Raw genomic sequence first — 23,459 nt, 5'->3', positions numbered from 1 at the left:
ATCTATTGTCGGGGATGTGGGAGTCGAACCCACCATCTCATCGTCCCGAACGATGCGTGTTGCCGCTACACTAATCCCCGAGTAAGATTATTCCACATAATATTTCGCTTTAATTTTTTCTATTTCTTTTTCTTCTTCGGTTAAAGCTTTTTGTTTACCTTTTTTGCCGAATTCAGCAAGTTCAGTTTCTGAAAGTTGATTTAATTCTCTGGCTCTTGCTTCAAGAGATTCTCTGGTATTTTTACTTGGTTTGTCCAGCACTTCATTCATAAGTGCATGTACAATCATGCCAACCTTTACACCCGGCTTAATGCCCAGCAATTCCATTATGTCATTTCCATTTATCTTGAGCATCTTGGGAGAAATAGGATCCCGCGCCACCTTGTCTATCATAAACTGCAGATGGCGCAACTTGTATGGCTTAGCCTTAGGCACACCCGAACCGATTCTATCGGCTTCACGCACTTTTATCAAATCTTCAACATTTTCTTTGCCAATATTCGCGACAAGACGCCTGACCGACGATTCCGTAACCTCGCCAACATTGTAGTAAAAAAGATGATAACGCACCAATTTAATAATTTTATCGGCTTGCTCCTTGGAAAATTTAAGACGATCCATAATCTGTGCGGCCATGAACGCACCGATTACCTCATGACCATAAAAAGTAGAATCTGGTCCCTCCCCTCTTTTACTCCTGGGTTTACCGACGTCATGAAGCAATGAGGCCATACGAACTTCAAACGAATAGTTTTTGTCACAAGCATATTTGAGAGCTAGCAGATTGTGCTCCCAAACATTATAAATGTGGTGTTTGTTTTGACCGACGCCTACACCTTCCAACAGTTCCGGCAAAACAAATTTCAGCAATCCTGTTTCGCGAAGCATGTCTACGCCTTTGTAAGCATCCTGTGAGTTGATTACTCCAACAAACTCATCGCGAATGCGCTCCTTGGATACAGCCGCCATAAGTCCGTTATTTTCCCTGGCTGCTTCAAGGGTGTCGTGTTCAATTTCAAAACCAAGCTGGGCCACAAACCTAACCGCTCGCATCATACGCAAAGCGTCTTCGCTGAATCTTTCACCGGGATTACCGACTGCGCGAATAATCTTATTTTTTATATCCTCACGACCGCCAAATAAGTCAATAATTTCTCCGCTGCTGTTCATTGCGAGGGCATTAATTGTAAAATCCCTCCTTTTCAGGTCGTCTTCAATTTTATCGGCATACTTAATTTCATCGGGATGCCTTTTGTCGGTATATTTAGACTCAATGCGATAAGTCGTAACCTCCACTACTTGCAAAACCGAATCGTCGCTACGGGTTTTAATACCAACAGTTCCGAATTTGTTTTCGTAAAAACTATCGGGAAAAAGTTGTTGTATTTCTTCGGGTTTAGCGTTGGTGGTTATATCCCAGTCATTCGGCTGTTCGCCCATTATCAAGTGTCTCACGCTCCCGCCGACAATATGGGCTTCGTAGTCCGTGCTCTCAAGTTTATTCAAAACCTCCCTAACTTCTTTAGGAATTTCGTAACTTTGATTTTTACTTTTTGATTTTTGCACTAATAAGTACCCCGGGCAGGATTTGAACCCACAACCTTTCCCTTAGGACGGGACCGCTCTTCCAATTGAGCTACCGGGGCAAAATTATTTCGTTAACTAAGCCGTTAATTAATGATCGGACCAATTTAAAAAGATAGCTACTTTTTTTTACTCCAATCCGACACATTCCAAATTCTGTTCTTCCCCTGTGATAACCATCGTTATAATACATTCTAATACGATTTTTGGAAACTCCTGTAACTTTTGACCAATGCTCCAGACACTTATTTTGATCCATGCCTGTAAAGTATCGAACCGTTATTAATAATTGATTTCTTTTCACACCCAAACATTTATCCAGTATGTGTATTACGAGTTTAATCATGCCAGCATTGGTATTGACGAAGGAAAAATTATTTTTGTTATCACCTTCTGCCCAATAGAGCATTGCCAAAATACTCACATGATACTTTAGATTGCTATTAATGATTTCTGATGCTTCTTTTTCTGCTTTTTCTAAAGCCAGTTTTTTACGAGCACTACTAGTTCTACCTCCAGCAGTCCTAAGTCGTAATATAATTTCTGGCGGTAATTTTATTTTATGAACATGGTGCCATATTGTTGTTTTCGGTAAAGAAAATTTGTCCATTAACTCATGTATGCTGTACCCCTTTTTGCGCAATAATTTGAGGTTATTTATGATTTGATCGCTATGAATATGCATGCTACAATTATAACATAGTACCCGAACTTATAACATAGCACTAGTTTATAAGTATCCTGTCTAAGGGGGCCCATAGTATAGCGGTAACACGCGATCATGGCATGATCGAGTCCGGGGTTCGACTCCCCGTGGGTCCACCATAAGATACTTTGCAAACACCCAACATGGTAAAAAACAAAGACTGCGTGTTAAACTTATATAAATAAATATATGCAAAAAAACTTCAATAAAAGAGTGCGGTTAAATAACCAAATCAGGGAATCGCAAATTCAGGTCATTGACGCCGACGGCAAACAGCTTGGCACCATACCCACACATGAAGCTTTGAGATTGGCCAATGAACGCGGTCTTGATTTGGTAGAAGTGGGACCGATGGCCAATCCGCCTATTGCTAAAATCATGGATTATGGTAAATATATGTACCAGAAGGAAAAACGAGAAAAGGGCGGAAAAACAACCAAAGTCCCCAGCCAAGAAATTAAAACCGTAAGAATCGGTTTTAGAACCGGGACTCACGACTTAATGGTTAGAGCCGGACAAGCAGATAAATTTTTGCAAAAAGGACACCGCGTTAGACTGGAGCTGACTCTGCGGGGACGCGAAAAAAGCATGGCCGACATTGGCCGAAGCAAGCTTGAATCACTTATCAAAATGGTTTCCGAACCGTTCGTACTGGAAGAACCAGCCAAAAGATCACCAGTAGGTTTCGGCGTGTTAATAAGACCGGAACATAAAAAATAAAAGTAAATATTTCTAATATGCCAAAACTAAAGTTAAAAAGTTCTAAGTCTGCCTTAAAACGTTTTAAGATTTCGTCTAGCGGCAAGAAACAGCATCGCCATTCACGCATTAATCACTTCAACGCTAGACAAGATGGAAGCGCAAGAAGGAATAACAGGGGTCAGGATGTGCTTGCCAAGCCTAATAAAAAAGATATTAGGAATTTGATGCCTTACGTTTAATAAAACATGCCCAGAGTAAAACGAGGAACAACTGCAAACAAACGACGTAAAAATTTGCTGAAACATGCAAAGGGTTTTATGTGGGGCGGGAGTACCAAATATCGTCAGGCCAAAGAGCGTCTTTTGCATGCCTGGACATTTCAGTTCAACGACCGCCGCAAAAAGAAAGGTTACGCCCGCCGATTATGGCAAATTCAGATTGGAGCCGCCACGCGGCTTGATGGTCTCCCCTACAACAAATTTATCAACGGACTCAAAAAATCCAACATAGAGCTAGACCGTAAGATTCTATCCGACCTAGCCCAACACGAACCTGGAATTTTTAAAAAAATAGTTGAAATATCACAAAATGCAATAAAATAAACGGCTCATCCAGATGAGCCGTTTATTTTACTAAATTAGCAACACGGAGAGTCGGCTTCACTTCTTGCCTCACCATCGCTCGACTAATTTGTAATGCCCAGCAAAATTAGCATAGATTAAATAGTTTGAGTGATACCATCAATTAATCCTTTAATTTTGAAAAACTCCTGTCGGTTATTAACCCGTAATTGAAGTGTTCCGTAGGGTAATAAATTGCTGGGCCTTTTACCTTGACTAGCACGACTCACTGCTAGCTGAGTACGAAAGTTTTTACTTGGAATTTGCGTAATATTTTGCCAATATTGAATTGCCTTTTGAGGGTTTATGCTAGGATAGATCATTATCTGACATTTGATCCTGTCCTTGGTAATTTTCAAAAACTTATACAAAAATATAACGAAAACTTTGATCATTGAGGGATCTGAATTACCCAAACACATATATGGATACCCGCCATTTTTAAGACCGAAGTTTTTGTAGCCCTCTCCCCAGTAAAGAGCAGCTCCCAGAACCATCAACTCACGATTATTTAATCTACCGATCTTAGATTCATACTCCCCTCTAATATTTTCGTTTTCCTTCTTTATATTTAGGGTCCTTATCTTATTAAACTCAACTAGTTTGTAATAACCATTTTTTTTCTTAGATTCTAAAACTTTTTTAGCCTCACTATCTATCTTTAAACTCGAAAACCATGTGCTAAGGGTGGATTTTGGTATTTGAAAACTTTTCCTAATTTCTCCGTAGGTTTTTCCTTCAAGTCTAAGAGCGAGTGCTGCTTGATAATCTCTTCTTGATTCCATGGCAGCCCCAAGGAGAATCGAACTCCTATTTGCTTCTTGAAAGAAAGCCGTCCTAACCATTAGACGATAGGGCCATTAGTACTACGGGTTTATTGTAGCATATCCTGTATCGCTAGTTCAAGCAAGAGTGTGTTGATAAATATACCCGGTGTGTTAAAATTTTAAACCATGAAGATCCTTGGTATTGAAACATCTTGCGATGAGACGGCGGCTTCGTTGCTTGAGGTGAAAAACAACAAAATCAAGATTCTTTCAAACGTCATATCTTCTCAAGTTAAACTCCACGCTCCCTATGGGGGCGTGGTTCCTTCGCTAGCCGCCCGTGAACATGTCAAAAATCTTCCCAAAGTACTCAAACTCGCTCTGAAAATAGGAAACTATAAATTGGAAAATGTTGATCTGGTTGCCGTAACTCGCGGACCAGGATTAGTTTCTTCTTTATTGGTTGGCACAACATTTGCTCAAGCATTGGCTTGGAAATATAAAAAACCGATTATCGGAGTCAACCATCTTGAAGGCCATATTGCTAGCAACTGGCTTCCATCTCAAAACTTAAAACTCAAAATTCAAAATTTAAAAAGTCAAAAAAACTACTCACTACTCACTACTCACTACTCACTACTTCCCGCCCTCTGTCTAATTGTCTCCGGCGGGCATACTGAATTGATACTGATAAATGACATTGGCAAGTATAAGGTAATCGGCCAAACTCTGGATGATGCCGCCGGCGAAGCATTTGATAAGATTGCCCGCATACTCGGACTTGGTTACCCAGGCGGGCCGGCCATTGAAAAAGAAGCTGCCAAAGTTCTAAATAAAAAGTTACGACTCAAAATCAAATTACCCAGGCCCATGTTAAAAACAAAAAATCTGGATTTCTCTTTTGCCGGACTTAAAACCGCTGTTTTGTATCTCGTCCGCGATTTAACCAAAACCTATGCCTTGTCAAAAATAAGAACTGCGGTCGCACAAGAAGCTCAACAAGCTATCGTTGATGTGCTTGTCACAAAAACTGTTAATGCGGCACGCGAGTACAAAACCAAATCAATAATGCTATCTGGCGGTGTCTCGGCCAACAAACTGCTCCGCCAAGAACTTAAAACTGCCGCTGAAAAAACAGGTCTTAAATTTTACCGGCCGGAACTGGAATACACCACTGACAACGCGGCCATGATCGCCTTGGCCGGTTTTTTAAATTATCAAAAAAACAAAAAGGTAACCGAAAAATCAATCAAGGTGGACGCTAACCTAAAACTGGGTTAAATTTAGATAAGCATGTCTGATGAGTTTTCAAAAACTTACGACCCTAAGTCAACTGAAGATAGAACTTACAAACTCTGGCTGGAGTCAGGATTTTTTAGCCCGGAAGGGCTACCCTCCGTAGCCTTGGCGAAGGAGGGCAAGCACGAAGAAACTAAGCCCTTTGTAACTTGTATCGCTCCACCAAATATTACCGGCGAATTACACATGGGACACGCACTTGAATACACATTGCAAGACATCGTAGTAAGAACCAAGAGAATGCAGGGATATAAGACTTTGTGGTTACCGGGGACAGATCATGCCGGCATTGCCGCTCAAAATGCGGTTGAAAAACAACTGGCCAAGGAAGGAACAAGTCGCCACAAATTGGGCCGAGAGATGTTTCTTGAACGCATGTGGAAATGGCGTGATCAATATGGCAACACGATTTTGAAACAGCTTAAAAAGTTAGGGGTGTCGGCTGACTGGTCCAGGTTAAGATTCACCATGGACCCCGATTACCAAAAAGCGGTGCAAGAAGCATTCATCCACTATCATAAAAAGGGATGGATTTATCGCGGCGAAAGAGTAATAAACTGGTGCGTCAGGTGCGGAACGTCAATATCTGATCTGGAGGTCAACTATCTACCCGAAAAAGCAAAACTTTACTTTATAAAATATGGGGCTTTTACTTTAGCGACCGTCAGACCGGAAACCAAGCTTGGCGACACCGCTTTGGCCGTACACCCCAAAGACGCGCGTTACAAAGATTATGTCGGAAAAAATTTAGAAATAGAATCTATAGACAACGGCGTGCCGGCCAGTGAACCTGCAAAAACCAAAAAAATGACAATAAAAGTAGTTGCCGATCAGGCAGTAGACATGGGGTTCGGCACTGGTATCATAAAGGTTACACCGGCGCACGATTTAACTGACTTTGAAATCGCCCAACGCCAAAATTTACCGTCACTTACAATAATTGATAAGCATGGGCGCATGAACGAAAATGCTGGCATTCGCTACCAAGGTATGAAAACCACCGAAGCTCGTGAACAAATAGTCAAAGACTTGGAGGCTATCGGCCTAATGGAAAAAATTGAAGACTATGACCACAATATAGCGCGCTGTGACAGATGCAACTCGGTCATTGAACCATTACCAAGCAAGCAATGGTTTTTAAAAATGAAAGAACTAGCCGAGAGAGCCTCGGAAGCAATACGCGGCAACAAAGTAAACCTGCACCCAAACCGATGGCAAGTAGCGCTTGAAAACTGGCTGGATTCTTCAAATATTCGCGACTGGAACATTTCCAGACAACTTTGGTGGGGACACCAGTTACCCGTCTGGCATCACGAATCCAAATGCATTCCACGACCCGGCCACGAAAAAGACATAGACAAATGCGAGGAAATTAAAATTTCCGCCGAAAAACCGCTTTGTGAATACTGCGATGCCAAATATGAACAGTCGGAGGACGTTCTGGACACCTGGTTTTCTTCGGCGCTTTGGCCGTTTGCCACACTGGGCTGGCCCGACAAAAAATCCGAAGACTTCAATGAATATTATTCGACGGATTTCATAACTTCCGATCGCGGCATTTTATTTTTGTGGCAAGCAAGAATGATTTTTTCAGGTTTGGAATTTACCGGTAAAGCGCCGTTTAAGGACGTCTATATCCACGCTACGATTTTGACTAAAGACGGTAAAAGGATGTCTAAGTCGTTGGGTACCGGCATTAATCCGCTTGAGTTGATTGAAAAATACGGCACAGATGCTTTGCGTTTTGGCTTGGCATCACAAGCAACCAGATTGCAGGACTTAAAATTCGGCGAAAACTTGATGGTTATGGGCAAAAAATTCGCAAATAAGGTTTGGAACATCGCCAGGTATACAACAATGAAGCTGGGCAGTGATTATGAATGGAAAATATTAAAATCGCCGCAAGATATCAAAAACGAAATAACCGTAAAGATGGATGCTGTCGCTATTTACGTCACTCAACAAATTGAAAAGTACGATTTTGCCGAAGCTGCCGACAGTTTGTACAAATTCATCTGGCATGAATTTGCCGATAAATACATCGAAGAAAGCAAGGACCACGAAGATCAAGAAACCAAAAATACACTTGCCTATATCCTTATCAATTCGCTCAAGCTTCTACACCCTTTTATGCCCTTCGTTACTGAAGAAATCTGGTCTAAACTGCCGGTTTCCAACAAAAAACTTCTGCTTGTGGAAGATTGGCCAGTATAGTTGTGTTAAAATTAGTGTGTGGCTACTTCCACTATTATTTTGCTGGTAGTTTTGGGATTTGTGCCCAGTTTAAGCTGGCTTTTATTTTATCTTAAAAAAGATCCGTACCCCGAGCCCAAATATCTAGTCTCAAAAACTTTTTTACTGGGTATCGTTATGGCGCCGCTTGCCATAGCGGCACAATGGGGATTCCGCGAAGCCGTCCTTCACTTCCAGCCGGGATATTTGATTCAAGTTTCGGTTTGGTTTTTTTTGTGGGCAGCGGCGATTGAGGAAATCGTAAAATTCCTTGTTGTAAAGTTCGTAGTTCTTCACGATCCTGAATTTGATGAACCAACCGACGCGATGATCTACATGATTTCAGCAGCGCTTGGTTTTGCGGCAATTGAAAATATTCTGGTGCTTTTTCAGGCGATACCCAATGGGACAAATGCCGCTCTCCAAATCTGGCTCCTGCGCTTTGCCGGCGCCACACTGCTCCATGCTGTCGCCTCTGCAATGGTGGGTTACTTTTTGGCTCTGGCATGGTTTTACAGCCATCATTGCAAAAAGCTAATAACCCTTGGCATTGCACTGGCCACACTTTTACATCTAATTTTTAACATGATTATTCTAAGTGCAGGCGGAAAACCAGAAGGTCTTATTTATTCAACAATATTTTTGATATTTATAGCTGTAATAATTTCGGCATTTTTTACCAAATTTAAAAACGCGTTGCAACTTGCCGCAAAAACATCAAATCCTTCCAGATAAAATATCAAATTATCAACTTGACTGGATTTGTATCAATAAAATAGGTGTTATAATTAAAAGGACGTGTCCCATTAGAGGTCCCGCTCGCCAAGTCTGACTTGGCGAGCCCAAAAGACCTTGGCGGGATTACCTCTAACGGGATGACTAACGATTTTTTCACGGAACAATTCGGAACTGAAGCAAATGTGGCAGAATCTGGCGAGGCTGGTTTAATCGCATCCAAAAACTCAATCAAAACAAACCGATCCGAGGAGGGTCAGTTAACAGTTGACGTTTATCAAACTGAAAACGACATTATCATAAAATCCACCATTGCCGGCGTAACAGCAGACGATATTGATGTCTCTATTACTAATGATATGGTTACCATCAAAGGCAACCGCAGTTCAGAGGAAAAAGTAAAAGAATCTGATTACTACTATCAGGAGCTATATTGGGGAGCTTTCTCTCGTTCTATAATTTTACCGGAAGAAATAGACGCCGATAAGGCAAAGGCGACAATGAAAAACGGCATTTTAACATTGCGCTTGCCGAAACTGGCAAAAAACAGAGTAAAAAGGGTCAGAATCGCGTCTTAGAGTGCTCGGGAAAAACAACCACCCGTCGGCCGGCTTATTAGTCGGCCGTCGGGTGGTTGTTTTGTTTTGGACAGAAGAAAATTAAACTCCGTGCTATAATTAAGCCATAGAACAAGATTATAAAAAAATCGTATTTTTATTACTATTCATGGTAGTTTTGATATCGGTTTTTATTTTTGGCCAAATTTTTTACTATAACAAAATGGTAAATGCCACAATTCGCGATACTCCGCTTGCGACCACCAGCAAACTGACTGCAAGTTTAACTAACACCTCGCAACAAAAATTCATATTTAGATACCAAGATAATGAGGTGTCGGTTAATTCAAATGAGTCTAAAACCTGGATAGAAAGTTATATTCGCAACTATACCGGCAAAAAAGAATTGCGGATTAATACAAATAAAATATTAGCTTATCTGGAAAAAATTTCACAGGAAATAAACATTCAGCCCCAAAACGCTAAATTAGTTATCAACGATGACGGGGTTACTGAATTTGAACCGCCCCAATCCGGCAGGATGCTTGATATTCCCGCTACTGCCAACAAAATTACCACCGCTTTGGCACATGGCAACAACAAAAACAGCAACTCCGAAGAAATTTTAAGCATAGAATTGGTAATTGATGAAAAACAGCCGGATGTTACGCTAGACAAGTTAAACAATCTCGGTATCAACACATTGCTTGCTCGCGGAGAATCAAATTTCGCCGGTTCGCCTAAATCCAGGGTTCATAATATTACCGTAGGTTCAAAAAAATTCACGGGCATTGTAGTTAAATCCGGCGAAGAATTTTCATTTAACAAATTGCTGGGTTCAGTGGATGCTTCAAGCGGTTATCTGCCGGAATTGGTTATTAAAAAAGGCGCTTTGATCCCGGAATACGGAGGCGGTCTTTGTCAGGTTTCAACGACATTGTTCCGCGCCGCAACACTGGCGGGACTGTCAATATTGGAACGCCATCCGCATTCACTGCCTGTTCGTTACTACAACCCGCAGGGTTTTGATGCCACTATTTATCCGGGGGTTTCCGACTTGAGGTTTAAAAATGACACGCCTGGCTATATTTTAATCCAGGCAGAAGTTGTGGGTGATCAAATGAATTTTGAAATTTACGGGACAAACGACGGACGCAAAACAACAATTGACGGCCCCAACCAATATGACATAAAATCTAACGGTTCGCTTAAGACAACTTTGACCAGAACCGTTCTCTACCCCGATGGAAGCGAAAAAAAAGACGTCTTTGAATCGTCTTACAAAGCACCCGGCTCCTTTCCGGTAGTTAGAAATCCGTTGGAATAAAAAATGTGCCGCTGGTCGGATTTGAACCGACACGGAATTGCTTCCACTAGGTCCTAAACCTAGCGCGTCTGCCAATTTCGCCACAGCGGCACCGCTTGTTATTCAAGATAAGCTTGTAATTATTTTACCTATTTTTTCTGACTTTAGCAATCTGAATAACAAGAAAAATCTAAGGGGTTAAAACACAAAACCCTCGCGCAAACGCGAGGGTTTTGTGTTTTAAGAAATAAAATTCTACTGTCCGGCACCAAAAAAACTTCTGGTAATCAGGCCGGCAAGAGTTCTCAAAATTACACCAACACCCAAGACAACCGCCGCGCCGATTATTCCATTTTTTATTGCTGTCGTAGCATCTTTAACTTGCGCTGCATCACCTCTAGCCATCATATACTTGATGCCGCCCCAAATTATATAAATAACGGCAACTACTACACCGATAACTATCAAGAAATTAGCAATTGTTTCAATTAGCGACTGTATTTTAGTTAAATCAAGCGCTGTACCTTCCGGAAGATTTACCGCCGCCAAAGAAGCAAACGGTATTGATACCAATGCCGCGCTAATCGCCCATCTTGTAATTTTAGTCATTTTATCCATAAAACACCTCCTTTTTAGTTAGGTTTCAGTTTCTAAGTTTTAGCTTCTAGAAATCTGGCCAGACTAAAAACTAAAAACTGATAAACCATTTTAATTTTTAATCTTTAACACACTAAAGGAATAAATGAAAAATCTGCTCCAACCGCATTGGCAACCGTAGCTATTATAACATAAACGCCCATTATCACCAATGTTCCCAACAACACCTGATTAAAATTTTTCTTGGCATCAGTCCATTTACCGGCATCACCGCGTGCGTTCATGAAACGCAAACCTGCCAAAACAATAAAAATTACCATCACTGCCACAGCAACTCGGCTAAGCCAACAAGCAAGTCCAGTAATTATATTAAAAACACCCTCAACCGTCAGATCCACCCCGGTCAATCCCTCTTCACTGGCCGCCAAAATATAGCCCTGACCTAAATATAAGACAGTCATTAGTACCGCAAAAAAAATTAATAACTTTTTTATCATAGACCTGAATTTACGGATTCCTCAAGCTCAAAATACTTTCAATTAACGTCACAAATCCTTTGCCTATAAAAATGATGGCCAATCCCAAAACCGCATACCACAACGCCTTGGAACCCTTTTGAAATTTTCCCGGATTACCGCCGGCGGTCAGCATTAAAATACCGGCATATATTATTATTATTACTGCTATGGGTATCGCCAAATTAAAAATCCATACCCCGATGACATTTACCAGCTCTTCAAAAGTATCTATACCAATCGGATTTTCAAGCGCGATTGATTGGTTACCACCACTATCGCCAGCACCCACACCCGCTTCACCATCGCCGCTGCTACTTCCGCTCATTACAGTGCAAGCGCCGCCAGTCCAACTGCAGGGCGGATTTAAATTACAGCTATTCCTGGAACAATCCTGCTGTGTGAGATATTGGGAGCAAGATGTTGTTTCATAACAAATCACGACTCTGGTATTTAGGTTAAACTCGGGTGAGGACCATGTTTGCCCTTGGGTACCCAAAAAACCCAGTAAGGAATCCAGTGCTGTTTTGGATGTACCCTGCGATGAACTCCAACAGTAAAAAATGCCAGCATACCGGTTACTCTGCTGGTCTGCTCCTGAACCGGAACTAAAGGTATAATTTTTAATTTGACCGCTACCCGCCGACAAATACTCGTAGTTGGTGGCGCTTCCGGCAATGTAATGTCTGACTACATTAAAAAGACTCCTACCGGAACTGCATGTGGGCGCCGACTGATTGGCCTCTTGATAAACAATAAAAGTAAGCCTAACCGACTGGGCCGGCTGGATACCGGTAGCGCCTTCGGCCAAATTGTCATCAACGCTAGTACATATGCCGCCGCTGCAGCTTGTGGAATTATTTGCGGCTTGGATATTTCTTGTCGGAATCGCGACAAACCAAAAACCGGCAATTACTATAAATACATAAAATTTATGTAAGATTTTCACAGTAGTTATTGAGCTTGGGGCGGCATTTGCGTGGGAAGCTGTCCGGATCCAACCCCTCGTCTTTTTTTAATTATAAACCAAATTACCAAAACGGCAATCACCGCAATCGCCCCGACAATCATTAACATGAGTTTAGTGTTGGAACCGCCGGCGGTTGGTAAAGGTGTCGTACTCACGGGCGGCGGTTTTAATTTGCAGTCGTTGGAGCAATTATCGCTATTTTCCCCGACATCACTGTTACAAACCTCGTCGTCGTTGCAAAACGAACTGCCGGATACATCTATAGTTAGGAGTAATTGATTAACGTCGTTATAGAAATTTACTGCGGAAGCATCAGCAAAATACGGCCCCTTCAGGGACAGCCTCCCTTTCACTATGCTCTGATCAAATTTAAAAGTCGCAAGAATTTTATTGTTGAAGTTCAAAATCTCACCGGAGTATGGACTCGCAGTTTTTAGAGCGGGCACCACATACGGTTCCGCAATAATATCGTATTTAAACCTGGCGTCTCGGTCTGCAAAAAGCTGACCGTTATCATAGTAGAGGTGGAAAAGATAAACAAAGTTTTCCCTGCTATCGACAACATCGGCATTAACAAAAAGGGGTAAGATAAAAACAAATAAGACCGCGGCACAGGTAAACAAAAAGATTTTGTTTTTGACAGCCATATCTAAAATCCTAAGTTATCTAAACAATAATTAACATAAGCGGCGCCTTGCTTGGTTTGATAAAAACCAGTATTGCAAACTGTGTGCTCACTGTTGTTGTAAGGGCACTCCCATCTTTTTACGGCTTCGCCGTCACAGCTTTGTTCACCTGAACAGTCACTGCTTACCACACAATTGCCGGGTCCCGCATTATAACCGGCATAGATGTTCCTCGGTTCGGCACCACAGCTGCCGGCGGCTATTGAATTAATAAAAGCCGCGGCAAGACAAATACTTTTATCGGCGTTAGCCGGATTTGTAAGCCAGCTGGAAGTAATAAGCTCGGTTATGCCGCACCGATTCCTATACTGGTTGGCAGTACTGGGCCGTATTTGCATTAAACCGTAAGAGGAGGCGGTTGCAGCTCTGATGTTACAATCCGACTCAATAACCATCATGGTTTTAAGAAGAGCTGCGGTAGCAGCTCCATCCGCGTAATTATCAATTGATGATGAATATTGACTACATGAAGAAGTGCCGCAACCGCCAGGTCTGGATTGGCCGGTACAAAGATCAAACGTAGAGTAATCAACCCCATTGAATGTGCAAGCCAAAGTTTCTCCACTCTCATTACCTCCACCACTAACGTCGCCGCTACTTCCAATATTTCCATCAGTTCCATCGCTAACATCGCCACCACCGACACCAGAATTAGAACAGGTTACCTTAAACCATTCGCTAGTAAACTGGCTGTCACCGGCAATAGATTTAAGAACAGTATTGGTTATCATCCAGGCACCAAAAACTATAAACAAGCCATAGGTAGTGGTTTTAAAAATATTTTTACCTGTATTTATCTGGCCAGGGCTAGCACCACCCAAAAGAATCATAAAACCGGCAACTAAATATAGGAGTACCGCAACCGCCGGCGTAATCGTAAAAAGAATAAAATTTATAATTGTGCTACCCAAAACCAATAAATCACAAGTTGTGCAAGGGTTGCTTTCAATTATATCCGTTGTGGTCAGATCATCTTCCGACTGGCCACAAGGCACTAAACCGGCGGCATCCGTATATGCTGGTACGGCCAGCAAAAATACAATACTTATTAAAAGTATCGCAAAGATTTTCTGATTTTTGATGCGAAATAAATTTTTAATTTTTAATTGTTCTAATTACCAAACAATAACCAATAATTAATACTCAATTGCGGGTTGGGTACTGGGATTTATTTAGGTTAATTAGAAATTAGATCAATTAGCAATTAACCTAGAAGTTACTCCGGCTACGGGACATCAATACACTAGTCTTATTCTCTGCTGACTGTATCGCATCGCGCGGTGAAGCACGGCCGAAGTTAACGTCGTCAATCATGGCGGCAAAAATAGTTTCTATCGCAGAATTATCTATCTGGTACCACGATCTGGCCGACAAACCCTGCACGGCAAATACGCCCAAATCGGGGTCGGTCCTTTGCTGTTCAATCAAATCCCTCCTGGCCGAGGGCCGATTGGCCGCATTTACGTAAAATGTGCTCCCCCTTGCTGAACTTAGATAAGTCAAGAACTTCCAAGCCGAAATTGAATTTTTTGATTGCTTGGACACCGTCGGCGCCCAATAATTAGCGAAGTTAACGGCAACTGGCGTGTTAGAGATTTGCGGCGCAGCGGCCACGGCAAAATTAAAACGAGCCGACTTGTCACGCATGGTCTTAATATGATGGGAGTAATTAAACATCATTGCCGTGTTGCCCTCTACAAACGCGTCTATTGAATAATGCTGACTATCATTCCAGGTGTAAACCTCGCTGGATTGCCTGGCAAAATCCGTATAATACTTGAGTGCTGTCTCACCGACATTAAGACCCTCGACTGATTTGGAAAAAGTGGCCGAAGTGTTTTCCACGTTTGTCATTTTGACCCCGCTTTGGAGCATAAGCAGAGCAAGAATATCGGTTGATCTGTTGACGTTTTCGGCGGTGCCTATAGCCGCACCAGCCCTAGTGATGTTGTTCCTATTATCAAAAACTGTAAGCTTTTTAACGACATCATTAAACTCTTCCCACGTGCTTGGCGGCGCTACAATACCAGCGCTATTTAACAGGTCTTTGTTGTAATAAAGAGCTAGCGTGTCAACATAAATTGGCAAAGCATAAATCTGGCCTGCGGAAGTAAGGTCTTCTACGGTTGTATCAACAAACTGATCCTGGAAATCTTTAAATGTAAAAAGAGGTGTTTTTTCTCCTTTGAGGGTTTGCTGCGGTAGTGGTTGGATTTTATCATAATGCTTGGGCAGCCAAGTATTATGTATTAACCAGATGTCCGGTCCAGTACCGGCGGCAAAAGAATCTATCAGCTGTTTTTCGTAGTCCTCAAAATTAAATTGGCGGTAAACTACCTTTATGCCTGGATTATTTTTTTGAAAATCACCAATGGCGTCGGAGTAAAAAGAGCTCGTGTCAAAAACGCCCCAAAATTGCAAGGTGACCTGTTGCTGGCCGCCACCGCCAAGACTTCCGATAACCAAAAACGTCAGTAGGATGATTACCGCTAAACCGGCTACCCCACCGATTATTAGAAGTTTAGTCTGACTCAATTAGTATAAAGGGATGTGTATTAAGTATTAAGGGTGGGGGTATTTCCCCCATAATACATAATACTAAATACCAATCCCTAAATCTTGCGGAATATCATTCCGTAATGAAAAACACCCGCGTCAATTTGGTTTTGGAACCGAAAACTGTCGCTATTTTGAATTAACTGTTTCATTTCTTCTTCGTCTGTTCTTAGGTCTTCGGGTGGACCAAAACCGCCGGTTCCTTTGCGCCAATCAATGACAATGAGTAAGCCGCTAGGTTTTAAAACTCTTCGGGCTTCAGCTACTATGGACTGCTTGTTTGGATTTTGAAAAAGTATGTTGGCTAAAAGAACCACATCTTGAGAATCGTCAGACAATCCCGAACTGCCAAAAACTTCTAAGTTTGATCTTACTGTTTGGATGTTGCTCAAACCTTCAATTTTCGCTTTGGCACGAAGGGTTTCTAGCGAGGAATCCATAATATCAACGGCCGTGACAACACCGCTTTCACCCACTCTTTTGGCGGACAGTATCGTGAAGTAGCCGGCACCTGAACCGAAATCAGCCACGCGCATTCCTTCTGCCAACCCAAAACTAGCCACGATTCTTTCTGGATCCATAAATCCGCCGCTACCCGGTATGTGCTGCGCGGGTGATGCCAAACTGGTTGTGTTCAATTGCGTTTCTATAATCTATTAATTTTACCACCCCTTAGCACAACTAAAAAGCCACGTTGTAAACAATGGGCTGTCTGCAAAAATATAAACATAATTAACAAAATAGTTTCCTACCGGCTGCGCGCACGTGTTTTGCTGGCCGCATACGAGGACAGGCGCAAAACGCGTGCGCCTCCGCCGGTAAATCCGTCGGGCTAGAACCTTTCTTATCAATATACTAACGATAAAAACCGCCGATTGGTATCGGCTTGGGGTTTATATTTTTATAATAAAACTCGACTAGACCACCACTACCGAGGCGACGGTGTCGCCTGGTTCCATTTTCATAATACGCACTCCCTGTGTGGCACGGCCAAGCACGGATATGCTTGCCAACTCAGTGCGTATCACCACGCCCTTACGAGATACGGCAATAATTTCTTTATTTTCTTCGTTGGTAACATGAGCAGAAACTAAATCACCAGTTTTGCTTGTAATCTTTGCGGTAAATATACCCTTCCCGCCACGCCTTTGGATTTTGTAAGCAGTCAGTGCTGTCCTCTTGCCGTAACCATTAGCCATCACCACCAACAACTGCGCTCCTTTTTCTAACTTAGGTGGAATCACTTCGGCTCCTACAACTTTCGCTCCAGGATCGAGACGCATTCCAATTACACCCGCCGCACCTCGCCCCATAGGCCGTACATCCTTTTCCTTGAATCTAACTGCGGCACCGTCTGAAGTTACGAGCACTATATCATCCGAACCAGAACTTATCTTGACCCATTTAAGTTCATCGTCCTTCTTCAACTTGATTGCCACCATACCATTGCGCCTGACATTGGAAAACTCGTCAACGGCAACTTTTTTAATAACTCCGTTTGCTGTTGCCATTACAATATAGCCGCTTTTTTCAACTTTTTTAGAAATTGGGACAATAGCGGTAATCCGGTCTTGCGGTGACACCTGTAAAAAATTAACTATTGCCTTTCCTTTTGCCTGCCGCGATGATTCCGGCACTTCATAACCACGAGTTTGATAAATCTTACCTGAATTAGTGAAAAACATGAGATTGTCGTGAGTATTGGCCACAAAAAAATGACTGACTATATCCTCTTCCTTGGTCGCCATGCCAACCAACCCCTTACCGCCGCGCTTCTGGGCGCGCAAAGTATCGGGGGGCATACGTTTGATATAACCACCATAAGTCATCATAAAAAGAGATTCCTCTTCGGGTATCAATTCTTCCTCGCCTATCTGTTTTAAAGCCGTCTTTACTATATTAGTTCGGCGTGCGTCGCCATATTTATCTTTTATCTCTTGGAATTCTTTCTTAATGATCCCGAGCATCTTCTTGGGATGTGCCAAAAGATCCTCAAGATAAGCTATTAGGTCTTTTTTTTCTTTTAGTTCATCGTCAATTTTTTTACGCTCAAGTCCAGCTAAAGTCTGCAATCTCATTTCCAATATGGCCGTAGCTTGCCGATCGCTAAATTTAAATTTTTTAATTAAATTATCGAACGCTTCTTCCTTAGATGCCGACTTCTTGATAAGTTGTATTATCTCATCAATGTGGTCCAGGGCTTTTTTGAGACCTTCTAGTATGTGCGCCCGGTCTTGTGCTTTGCGAAGATCAAATTGGGTACGCCTGCGTACTACTTCGCGGCGATGTCCCAAAAAATTTTCTAATAATCCCTTGAGGTCTAGGATCTGCGGCTGTATTCCATCAACTAAAGCTAAAACATTAAAATGAAAAGATTTCTGTAGTTCTGTGTATTTGAAAAGTTGGTTCATTACCTTACGTGGAAAAGCGTCTTGCTTGAGATCAATTGCAATCCGCAAGCCGTCTTTGTCAGACTCATCCCTTACATCCTTAATACCATCAACCTTTTTTTCTTTTACTAATTCGGCAATTTTAATAATAAGCTCCGATTTGTTCACCTGATATGGAATCTCGTTAACTATAATTTGGAAACCTTGCTTACTGGTAGATAGATTCTTTTTATCCGATTCAACTATTTCCGTCTTGGCTCGCATAATAATCGGCCCCTTACCAGTAGCATAAGCGCTGAGAATATCCTTCTCATTGTAAATCGTACCTCCCGTGGGGAAGTCCGGTCCTTTGATAAACTGCATCAGGTCATTAACATCGGCATCTGGGTTATCAATTAAATGGGTCAGACCATCCAGCACTTCGCCAAGATTATGCGGCGGTATATTGGTTGCCATACCCACAGCAATACCCATAGAGCCGTTGATTAGAAGATTAGGAATACGTGTTGGTAAAACAATCGGCTCCTGAGCCGTACTATCAAAGTTATCTCTGAAATTTACGGTTTCCTTATCAATATCTGCAAGAATCTCTTCGGAAATACCTGCCATTTTTGCTTCAGTATATCTATAGGCTGCAGCGGAGTCGCCATCTATACTGCCAAAATTTCCCTGGCCATGAACCAGGGGATATCGCAAAGAAAAATCTTGAGCCATGCGAACCATAGAATCATAAACAGCGGTATCGCCGTGAGGATGAAATCGCCCCAAAACCTGACCCACAACTTTAACTGATTTCTGAAATTTAGTATTCGGCCGCAAACCCATTTCGTGCATAGTATACAGAATCCTGCGGTGCACCGGTTTGAGACCATCCCTGACATCGGGCAAAGCGCGCGAAACAATTACGCTCATCGCGTAATCCAGATAAGATTCCTGCATCTCGGTTACTATCTCCCGAGGTTTAATTGTACCCACTAGGATAGCCATAAAAATAAAATTTTCAATTTTAAATGAAAATTGAAAACTAAAAATTGAAAATTGTTTATTGTGAAATTGGCAGTTTTTGTGGCGGTAATTCTATTTTTACGCTTCCCGTCTCATTATTATTTATCTCCAAGTTTGATTCCGATCCCACAAACAACTCTGAAATGTTTGCCTGAAGGTTACGCCAGGAGTCAAAAATGGTCGCAAACGGTGACGGCTGCTTGCCCTGAGGACGTTCGGCTGTGCTCAGTCGAAGCCCTTGTTGAAGGGTTTTTTCCTTTTCAGCCAACGCTCGTTCTTGCGCTTCCTCGGGATGCATCAAAGCCACAAACTGTTTGCTTGTTGAACGGAACCAAACAAAACCAACCGTAGAAAAAGCGATAATTACACAAAGCCACATAAACATATGCCTTATGTGTTCTGGCTGTTGGCGGATTTCTTCTAAAACGCTTCTCATAAATTTATAACTTGAAAGTTACTAATTTAATTTCCTCCGTAGGTAAATTCTTAACAGTTATCCTATATTCTTCGACTTCTTCTGGTTGTATGCCTATCTCTTTTAAAAACTTCTGCGAACTTTCTATATCAATACTCAAGCCGGGAACTTTGTAATGCATTGGGATAATAATTTTGGGCTCAACTTGCTTAACTATTTCCGCGGCTTCCTTACCATCAATTGTATACTTTCCACCAACAGGAATGAAGAGAATGTCAACATCACCGATTTGCTCAATTTGCTCATCTGTTAGCTTGGCTTGTCCAAGATCTCCTAAATGGCACAGTCGCATATCTTCTATTCTGATAACATATAAAGTATTCAAACCACGCTGTGTCCCTTGAACATTATCATGATACGACATAATACCCTCGAAATGGATGCCGGATTTCTCATATTCTCCGGGGCCACGGATTATAAAGGATTCTCCAGGCACTTCTTTTGTGTTGTTGTGGTCATAATGCTCATGAGTAACTAAAAAAATTGGGTCATTCAAACGTGGCGGCCGAAGACCGATTTCTTTAGAAAACGGGTCAATTAGGATGCTCGTTCCTTTGGATTCAAGTCTAAAACATGATTGTCCGTACCAAGTAATAGTCATATCTATTTATATTTATAATTATATCAAAAAACGTTGCCAAAAACAAATAAAAATGCTAGGCTCATTTAAATATGGAAATTGGTGCTCAAATTAACGGTGAGGGGTTCTCCATGAAGGACTTGCTTGCAAAGTCTGGTTTTGATTTGCCCAAAATGGGCGCGGTAATGACCGGGGAAGTTTTAAGTGCAAGCAAAAATGCAGTGATGATTGATTTGGGTCCACTAGGCACTGGCGTTGTTTACCCGGGAGAATTTTATGACAATCCGAATTTACAAAAAACACTTAAGCCCGGCCAGACGGTTTCAACTATTTTGTTGGATCTTGAAAATGAGGACGGCTACCGTGAATTGTCACTCAAGCGTGCACAGATGACAACTGCCTGGGAAGATATCAAGAAAAAAAGAGATGATGGAGAAATTATCACCACTAAAATTGCGAACATTAACAAAGGCGGCCTAATTGTAGAAATTGACGGCATTCAGGGTTTCTTGCCCTTATCACAACTGTCGTCCGAACACTATCCTAAGGTTGAAGGTGGCGACACAACCAAAATCGTCCAGGCACTGCAAAAATTACGCAATCAAGAAATACAAGTTAAAATTATAGATTTTTCAGAAGATGAGAACAAGCTGATTGTTTCAGAAAAAGCAATTAACGACGCCCAACTTAAAGAAGAGTTAAGCAAATTTAAAATTGGCGACATAGTAGATGCCAAAATTACCGATGTAACTGATTTCGGAGCTTTCGCGTTGATCACACTACCGTCGGAAGATAGTTCAAAAATTGAGGCATCACAACAACCAGAACTCTTGCAAGAAGAAAATAGTAAACCGATAAGTGAAGTTGAGGGTTTAATACACATATCCGAAATCGATTGGAAGCTAGTAGAGAATCCGCGAGATTTTTTACAAACTGGACAAAAAATAAAAGCAAAAATAATCGGCATTGATGGCAACAAAGTTTCCCTGTCTCTCAAGGCGCTTAAAACAAATCCCTGGGAAAAAATTGAAGAAAAATACCAAGTTGGCCAAACAGTCTCCGGCCATATTGTAAAAATGACACCTTACGGAGTTTGGGTTAAGCTTGATGATGAAATTGCCGGCCTCCTACCAAATTCCGAATTTGGCGAAACCAAGCCCACAGAAATGTTTAAGATCGGCGATGAAATTTACGTAGCTATAATCTCAATTGATATTTCAGATCACAAAATCTTGCTTACGATACATCCCAAACGAGACCGCGAGGGCACACAGCGTGCCTCTGTCTCGTACGGGATACAAAAAAATGTCCAGTAAAAAAATCACCCGACCCCCAAGTATTAAAATCTCGCGGGGACCGATTAAATTAAAACCGGTGCAAATACATAAAACTAAAAAAACATACAACAGAAAACAAACTAAAATCGAATTAAAATCTCTTACTAAAACTCCCGCGTAACGCGGGAGTTTTAGTAATAAAAATCCCGTTGCTCGCGCGATACGCGAGCAACGGGAAATAATTAAAAATTGACTAAACCGGCTAAACCTCTGATACGCCTCTCAACTGTACTCCTTTGGGCGTACGCTCAATACGAGCATATTTTATAATTTGACCTGGTTTGAATGCGGGAAATATTTGATCTTCAACCGATGTCCTATGAAAAATCGGGTTCTGTTCTTCACCGGGAATCTCTGCAAAACCGAAACCCCTGGCCTGATTAAACCATAGAATTCTTGCCTGGTTACCGTTCACGACTTCCGCTTCATTAATTTTCTCAGCCTGTTTTTGGTATTCAGAAAGCGGTCTAAGAAAAAAAGGGTCGGTTCTTGTATTAAGCAATACCTGCAAACTCTCCCAGTCTTTGTAGCCCGGAAATTCCTCTTCGGGAACGTAGATGTCGCCATTGGCCGTAAACATTGCTGCCGTATAAACTTCCTGCAACGATATAAAATATTGAGAGCGGCCGCCAACCACAACTGTTACAATGGCTATTTCCCACATACGAAGTCGGCTGTCAGCAGTAGATATTGCCCAAACACTGTTTCCCTGTCTGTCGTTACTCTTGGTAACATATTCCCCGCATAATGTCTTGTCAGTAGGAATACGCTTGGCATAAAATGCCGTCCTGGTATCATCTGGCGTCTCACCCCGAAGAATTCTAATTCTTCGGTCACTACCCTCGGTCCAAACCATAAGAAGATCAACATTATGCTTAACTTCAACAGCCAAAACGAAGGTTGTTTTCAGTTTAGCATCGTAGCTAACGATAAGCCCTTGATCGTTCTGCACTGGCAGTTCGACACCTCCAACCAGTTTATCGCCGGGAAAAGTTTTTTCATTGGAAATTTTGTAAACCCTTATCCAATTTACACCCAATTTTTGTAAGAGGGCTAATTGCTCCGGAAAGTTATACATTTTTCCCTCCCCCACACGCTTCTTTCATATGCAAATACTTCAAGAAAACCCGTCTGTGGTTTGGTAAAATACCTACGATTAGCTCTTTTTTTTCGATTTTTATCCTGAGTCGCCCGTTGGTCTTACAAACATTCTGCAGGGTTTCCTCATCAACAAAAACGATTGCCGTAATTGGCTCATCCTTGGTTGGAGCAGGTCTTGGCCTACCACCTACATACTTCACTTCGTAGGCAGAAAAAAGATGTTCTTCTTCGCCAACTTTGTGTTCCGCCACCGGAGGCCGATCGGAATTTAAAACTTCACAAATCAGTCCAGTTTCTTCGGGACTCTCTTTTTGAAGTCTGGCATGCGGTGATTCGCCTATCCTAACTCTACCGCCAGGAAAGCCCAAACCAAATTCTTCGTTGTCCGGGAACATCCTCTTGAACTCGTTCAAAACGAGGACATAACCCTTCCTCTTACCTCTCGAAAAATACTGGCCAATACCCACAACGGTTTGGCGTGAAAAACATTCCAATTCCGCCGAAGTCATAGCATTTTCAAAATATTCTTGTTCCAGCTTCAGAACCTTAGCCATATCACTGGCACTTTCTGGTTTAAGGGAACAATTGAAGTCTTGGGCTGTACTCAAAATTAATTCTTTATTTATGGCCCCAGATTTTCCATCTAGACGCGCTTCTTTTTCAGCGGCTCGTCTTAGTAAAAATCCTTTTTTTCTTGACCTTTGTAATGACTCTTGTGTTGGCATGAGCCACCTCCTGT

General features: G+C 41.9%; 24 protein-coding genes and 5 tRNA genes. 10 read left to right on the top strand and 19 right to left on the bottom strand.

Going from position 1 to position 23,459, the window contains the following annotated elements:
- Positions 1-8: 8 nt before the first annotated feature.
- The 4 genes from HYT61_00520 to HYT61_00505 all read right to left on the bottom strand — a co-directional run bounded on the left by HYT61_00520 (position 9) and on the right by HYT61_00505 (position 2,194).
- Positions 9-80: transfer RNA gene (locus HYT61_00520), tRNA-Pro, on the bottom strand.
- A gap of 7 nt (positions 81-87) precedes the next feature.
- Positions 88-1,566: an HD domain-containing protein gene (locus HYT61_00515; protein ID MBI2062712.1), complete on the bottom strand. Its 1,479-nt coding sequence runs from the start codon at positions 1,564-1,566 to the stop codon at positions 88-90.
- A gap of 7 nt (positions 1,567-1,573) precedes the next feature.
- Positions 1,574-1,646, bottom strand: a tRNA-Arg gene (locus HYT61_00510).
- Positions 1,637-2,194 (bottom strand): hypothetical protein, encoded by a 558-nt coding sequence (locus HYT61_00505; GenBank protein ID MBI2062711.1) that lies wholly within the window; start codon positions 2,192-2,194, stop codon positions 1,637-1,639. The genes HYT61_00510 and HYT61_00505 overlap by 10 nt, the downstream gene beginning before the upstream one ends.
- 141 nt (positions 2,195-2,335) lie before the next feature.
- Between HYT61_00505 and HYT61_00500 the strand changes: the two genes are divergently transcribed.
- The 4 genes from HYT61_00500 to rplT all read left to right on the top strand — a co-directional run bounded on the left by HYT61_00500 (position 2,336) and on the right by rplT (position 3,594).
- A tRNA-Ala gene (locus tag HYT61_00500) sits at positions 2,336-2,409 on the top strand.
- A 70-nt stretch (positions 2,410-2,479) separates the two neighbouring features.
- Positions 2,480-3,010 (top strand): translation initiation factor IF-3, encoded by a 531-nt coding sequence (gene infC / locus HYT61_00495; protein ID MBI2062710.1) that lies wholly within the window; start codon positions 2,480-2,482, stop codon positions 3,008-3,010.
- 17 nt (positions 3,011-3,027) lie between these two features.
- Complete coding sequence (locus HYT61_00490; protein MBI2062709.1) at positions 3,028-3,231, top strand: 50S ribosomal protein L35; 204 nt, start codon at positions 3,028-3,030, stop codon at positions 3,229-3,231.
- Between the two features lie 6 nt (positions 3,232-3,237).
- Positions 3,238-3,594, top strand: coding sequence for a 50S ribosomal protein L20 (gene rplT / locus HYT61_00485; GenBank protein MBI2062708.1), 357 nt, complete (start codon positions 3,238-3,240; stop codon positions 3,592-3,594).
- 116 nt (positions 3,595-3,710) lie between these two features.
- On the opposite strand, the gene HYT61_00480 is transcribed toward rplT, so the two are convergent.
- Together HYT61_00480 and HYT61_00475 are read right to left on the bottom strand one after the other, a co-directional pair.
- Positions 3,711-4,397 (bottom strand): hypothetical protein, encoded by a 687-nt coding sequence (locus HYT61_00480; protein MBI2062707.1) that lies wholly within the window; start codon positions 4,395-4,397, stop codon positions 3,711-3,713.
- Positions 4,397-4,471: transfer RNA gene (locus tag HYT61_00475), tRNA-Glu, on the bottom strand. Before HYT61_00475 ends, HYT61_00480 begins: the two co-directional genes overlap by 1 nt.
- A gap of 94 nt (positions 4,472-4,565) precedes the next feature.
- Here HYT61_00475 and tsaD point away from each other — a divergent pair.
- From tsaD to HYT61_00450, 5 genes are all read left to right on the top strand, one after another.
- Positions 4,566-5,660 (top strand): tRNA (adenosine(37)-N6)-threonylcarbamoyltransferase complex transferase subunit TsaD, encoded by a 1,095-nt coding sequence (tsaD, locus tag HYT61_00470; protein MBI2062706.1) that lies wholly within the window; start codon positions 4,566-4,568, stop codon positions 5,658-5,660.
- 12 nt (positions 5,661-5,672) lie between these two features.
- Entirely contained in the window at positions 5,673-7,892 is a 2,220-nt protein-coding gene (locus HYT61_00465; protein MBI2062705.1) for a valine--tRNA ligase, read from the top strand.
- A gap of 18 nt (positions 7,893-7,910) precedes the next feature.
- On the top strand, positions 7,911-8,645 hold the full coding sequence (locus HYT61_00460) for a PrsW family intramembrane metalloprotease (GenBank protein ID MBI2062704.1): 735 nt from the start codon (positions 7,911-7,913) through the stop codon (positions 8,643-8,645).
- A gap of 140 nt (positions 8,646-8,785) precedes the next feature.
- Positions 8,786-9,223 carry an Hsp20/alpha crystallin family protein gene (locus HYT61_00455; GenBank protein ID MBI2062703.1) on the top strand — a complete coding sequence of 146 codons (438 nt, stop codon included), beginning with the start codon at positions 8,786-8,788 and terminating at the stop codon, positions 9,221-9,223.
- A gap of 148 nt (positions 9,224-9,371) precedes the next feature.
- Entirely contained in the window at positions 9,372-10,529 is a 1,158-nt protein-coding gene (locus HYT61_00450) for a VanW family protein (protein MBI2062702.1), read from the top strand.
- 6 nt (positions 10,530-10,535) lie between these two features.
- Here HYT61_00450 and HYT61_00445 read toward each other — a convergent pair.
- From HYT61_00445 to HYT61_00395, 11 genes are all read right to left on the bottom strand, one after another.
- Positions 10,536-10,619 (bottom strand) — tRNA-Leu (locus tag HYT61_00445).
- Between the two features lie 144 nt (positions 10,620-10,763).
- Positions 10,764-11,126, bottom strand: coding sequence for a hypothetical protein (locus HYT61_00440; GenBank protein ID MBI2062701.1), 363 nt, complete (start codon positions 11,124-11,126; stop codon positions 10,764-10,766).
- Positions 11,127-11,230: 104 nt separating this feature from the next.
- Positions 11,231-11,602 (bottom strand): hypothetical protein, encoded by a 372-nt coding sequence (locus HYT61_00435; protein MBI2062700.1) that lies wholly within the window; start codon positions 11,600-11,602, stop codon positions 11,231-11,233.
- Positions 11,603-11,612: 10 nt separating this feature from the next.
- A complete protein-coding gene (locus HYT61_00430; protein MBI2062699.1) occupies positions 11,613-12,569 on the bottom strand; it encodes a hypothetical protein in 957 nt (318 codons plus the stop codon).
- A 5-nt stretch (positions 12,570-12,574) separates the two neighbouring features.
- Complete coding sequence (locus HYT61_00425) at positions 12,575-13,237, bottom strand: hypothetical protein (GenBank protein ID MBI2062698.1); 663 nt, start codon at positions 13,235-13,237, stop codon at positions 12,575-12,577.
- A 2-nt stretch (positions 13,238-13,239) separates the two neighbouring features.
- Positions 13,240-14,310, bottom strand: a complete 1,071-nt coding sequence (locus HYT61_00420; protein ID MBI2062697.1) for a transglycosylase SLT domain-containing protein — start codon at positions 14,308-14,310, stop codon at positions 13,240-13,242.
- 175 nt (positions 14,311-14,485) lie between these two features.
- Positions 14,486-15,811 carry an extracellular solute-binding protein gene (locus HYT61_00415; GenBank protein MBI2062696.1) on the bottom strand — a complete coding sequence of 442 codons (1,326 nt, stop codon included), beginning with the start codon at positions 15,809-15,811 and terminating at the stop codon, positions 14,486-14,488.
- A 77-nt stretch (positions 15,812-15,888) separates the two neighbouring features.
- On the bottom strand, positions 15,889-16,413 hold the full coding sequence (locus HYT61_00410) for a class I SAM-dependent methyltransferase (GenBank protein ID MBI2062695.1): 525 nt from the start codon (positions 16,411-16,413) through the stop codon (positions 15,889-15,891).
- A gap of 336 nt (positions 16,414-16,749) precedes the next feature.
- Entirely contained in the window at positions 16,750-19,209 is a 2,460-nt protein-coding gene (gyrA, locus tag HYT61_00405; protein ID MBI2062694.1) for a DNA gyrase subunit A, read from the bottom strand.
- 55 nt (positions 19,210-19,264) lie between these two features.
- Positions 19,265-19,663: a hypothetical protein gene (locus tag HYT61_00400; GenBank protein ID MBI2062693.1), complete on the bottom strand. Its 399-nt coding sequence runs from the start codon at positions 19,661-19,663 to the stop codon at positions 19,265-19,267.
- A 4-nt stretch (positions 19,664-19,667) separates the two neighbouring features.
- A complete protein-coding gene (locus HYT61_00395) occupies positions 19,668-20,303 on the bottom strand; it encodes an MBL fold metallo-hydrolase (protein MBI2062692.1) in 636 nt (211 codons plus the stop codon).
- A 71-nt stretch (positions 20,304-20,374) separates the two neighbouring features.
- On the opposite strand from HYT61_00395, the gene HYT61_00390 reads away from it, so the two are divergent.
- Positions 20,375-21,598 (top strand): 30S ribosomal protein S1, encoded by a 1,224-nt coding sequence (locus tag HYT61_00390; protein MBI2062691.1) that lies wholly within the window; start codon positions 20,375-20,377, stop codon positions 21,596-21,598.
- A gap of 223 nt (positions 21,599-21,821) precedes the next feature.
- On the opposite strand, the gene HYT61_00385 is transcribed toward HYT61_00390, so the two are convergent.
- Both HYT61_00385 and HYT61_00380 read right to left on the bottom strand, forming a co-directional pair.
- A complete protein-coding gene (locus HYT61_00385) occupies positions 21,822-22,697 on the bottom strand; it encodes a cold shock domain-containing protein (GenBank protein ID MBI2062690.1) in 876 nt (291 codons plus the stop codon).
- Positions 22,690-23,445: an NUDIX domain-containing protein gene (locus tag HYT61_00380; protein MBI2062689.1), complete on the bottom strand. Its 756-nt coding sequence runs from the start codon at positions 23,443-23,445 to the stop codon at positions 22,690-22,692. The genes HYT61_00385 and HYT61_00380 overlap by 8 nt, the downstream gene beginning before the upstream one ends.
- Between the last annotated feature and the right edge of the window lie 14 nt (positions 23,446-23,459).

It is taken from the genome of Candidatus Yanofskybacteria bacterium (assembly GCA_016181175.1).
Classification (GTDB): Bacteria; Patescibacteriota; Minisyncoccia; order 2-02-FULL-40-12; family IGHO2-01-FULL-4-A; genus 2-01-FULL-44-17.
Note: the sequence above shows the minus strand (reverse complement) of the source record. Positions and strands in the feature narration are given on the sequence as shown.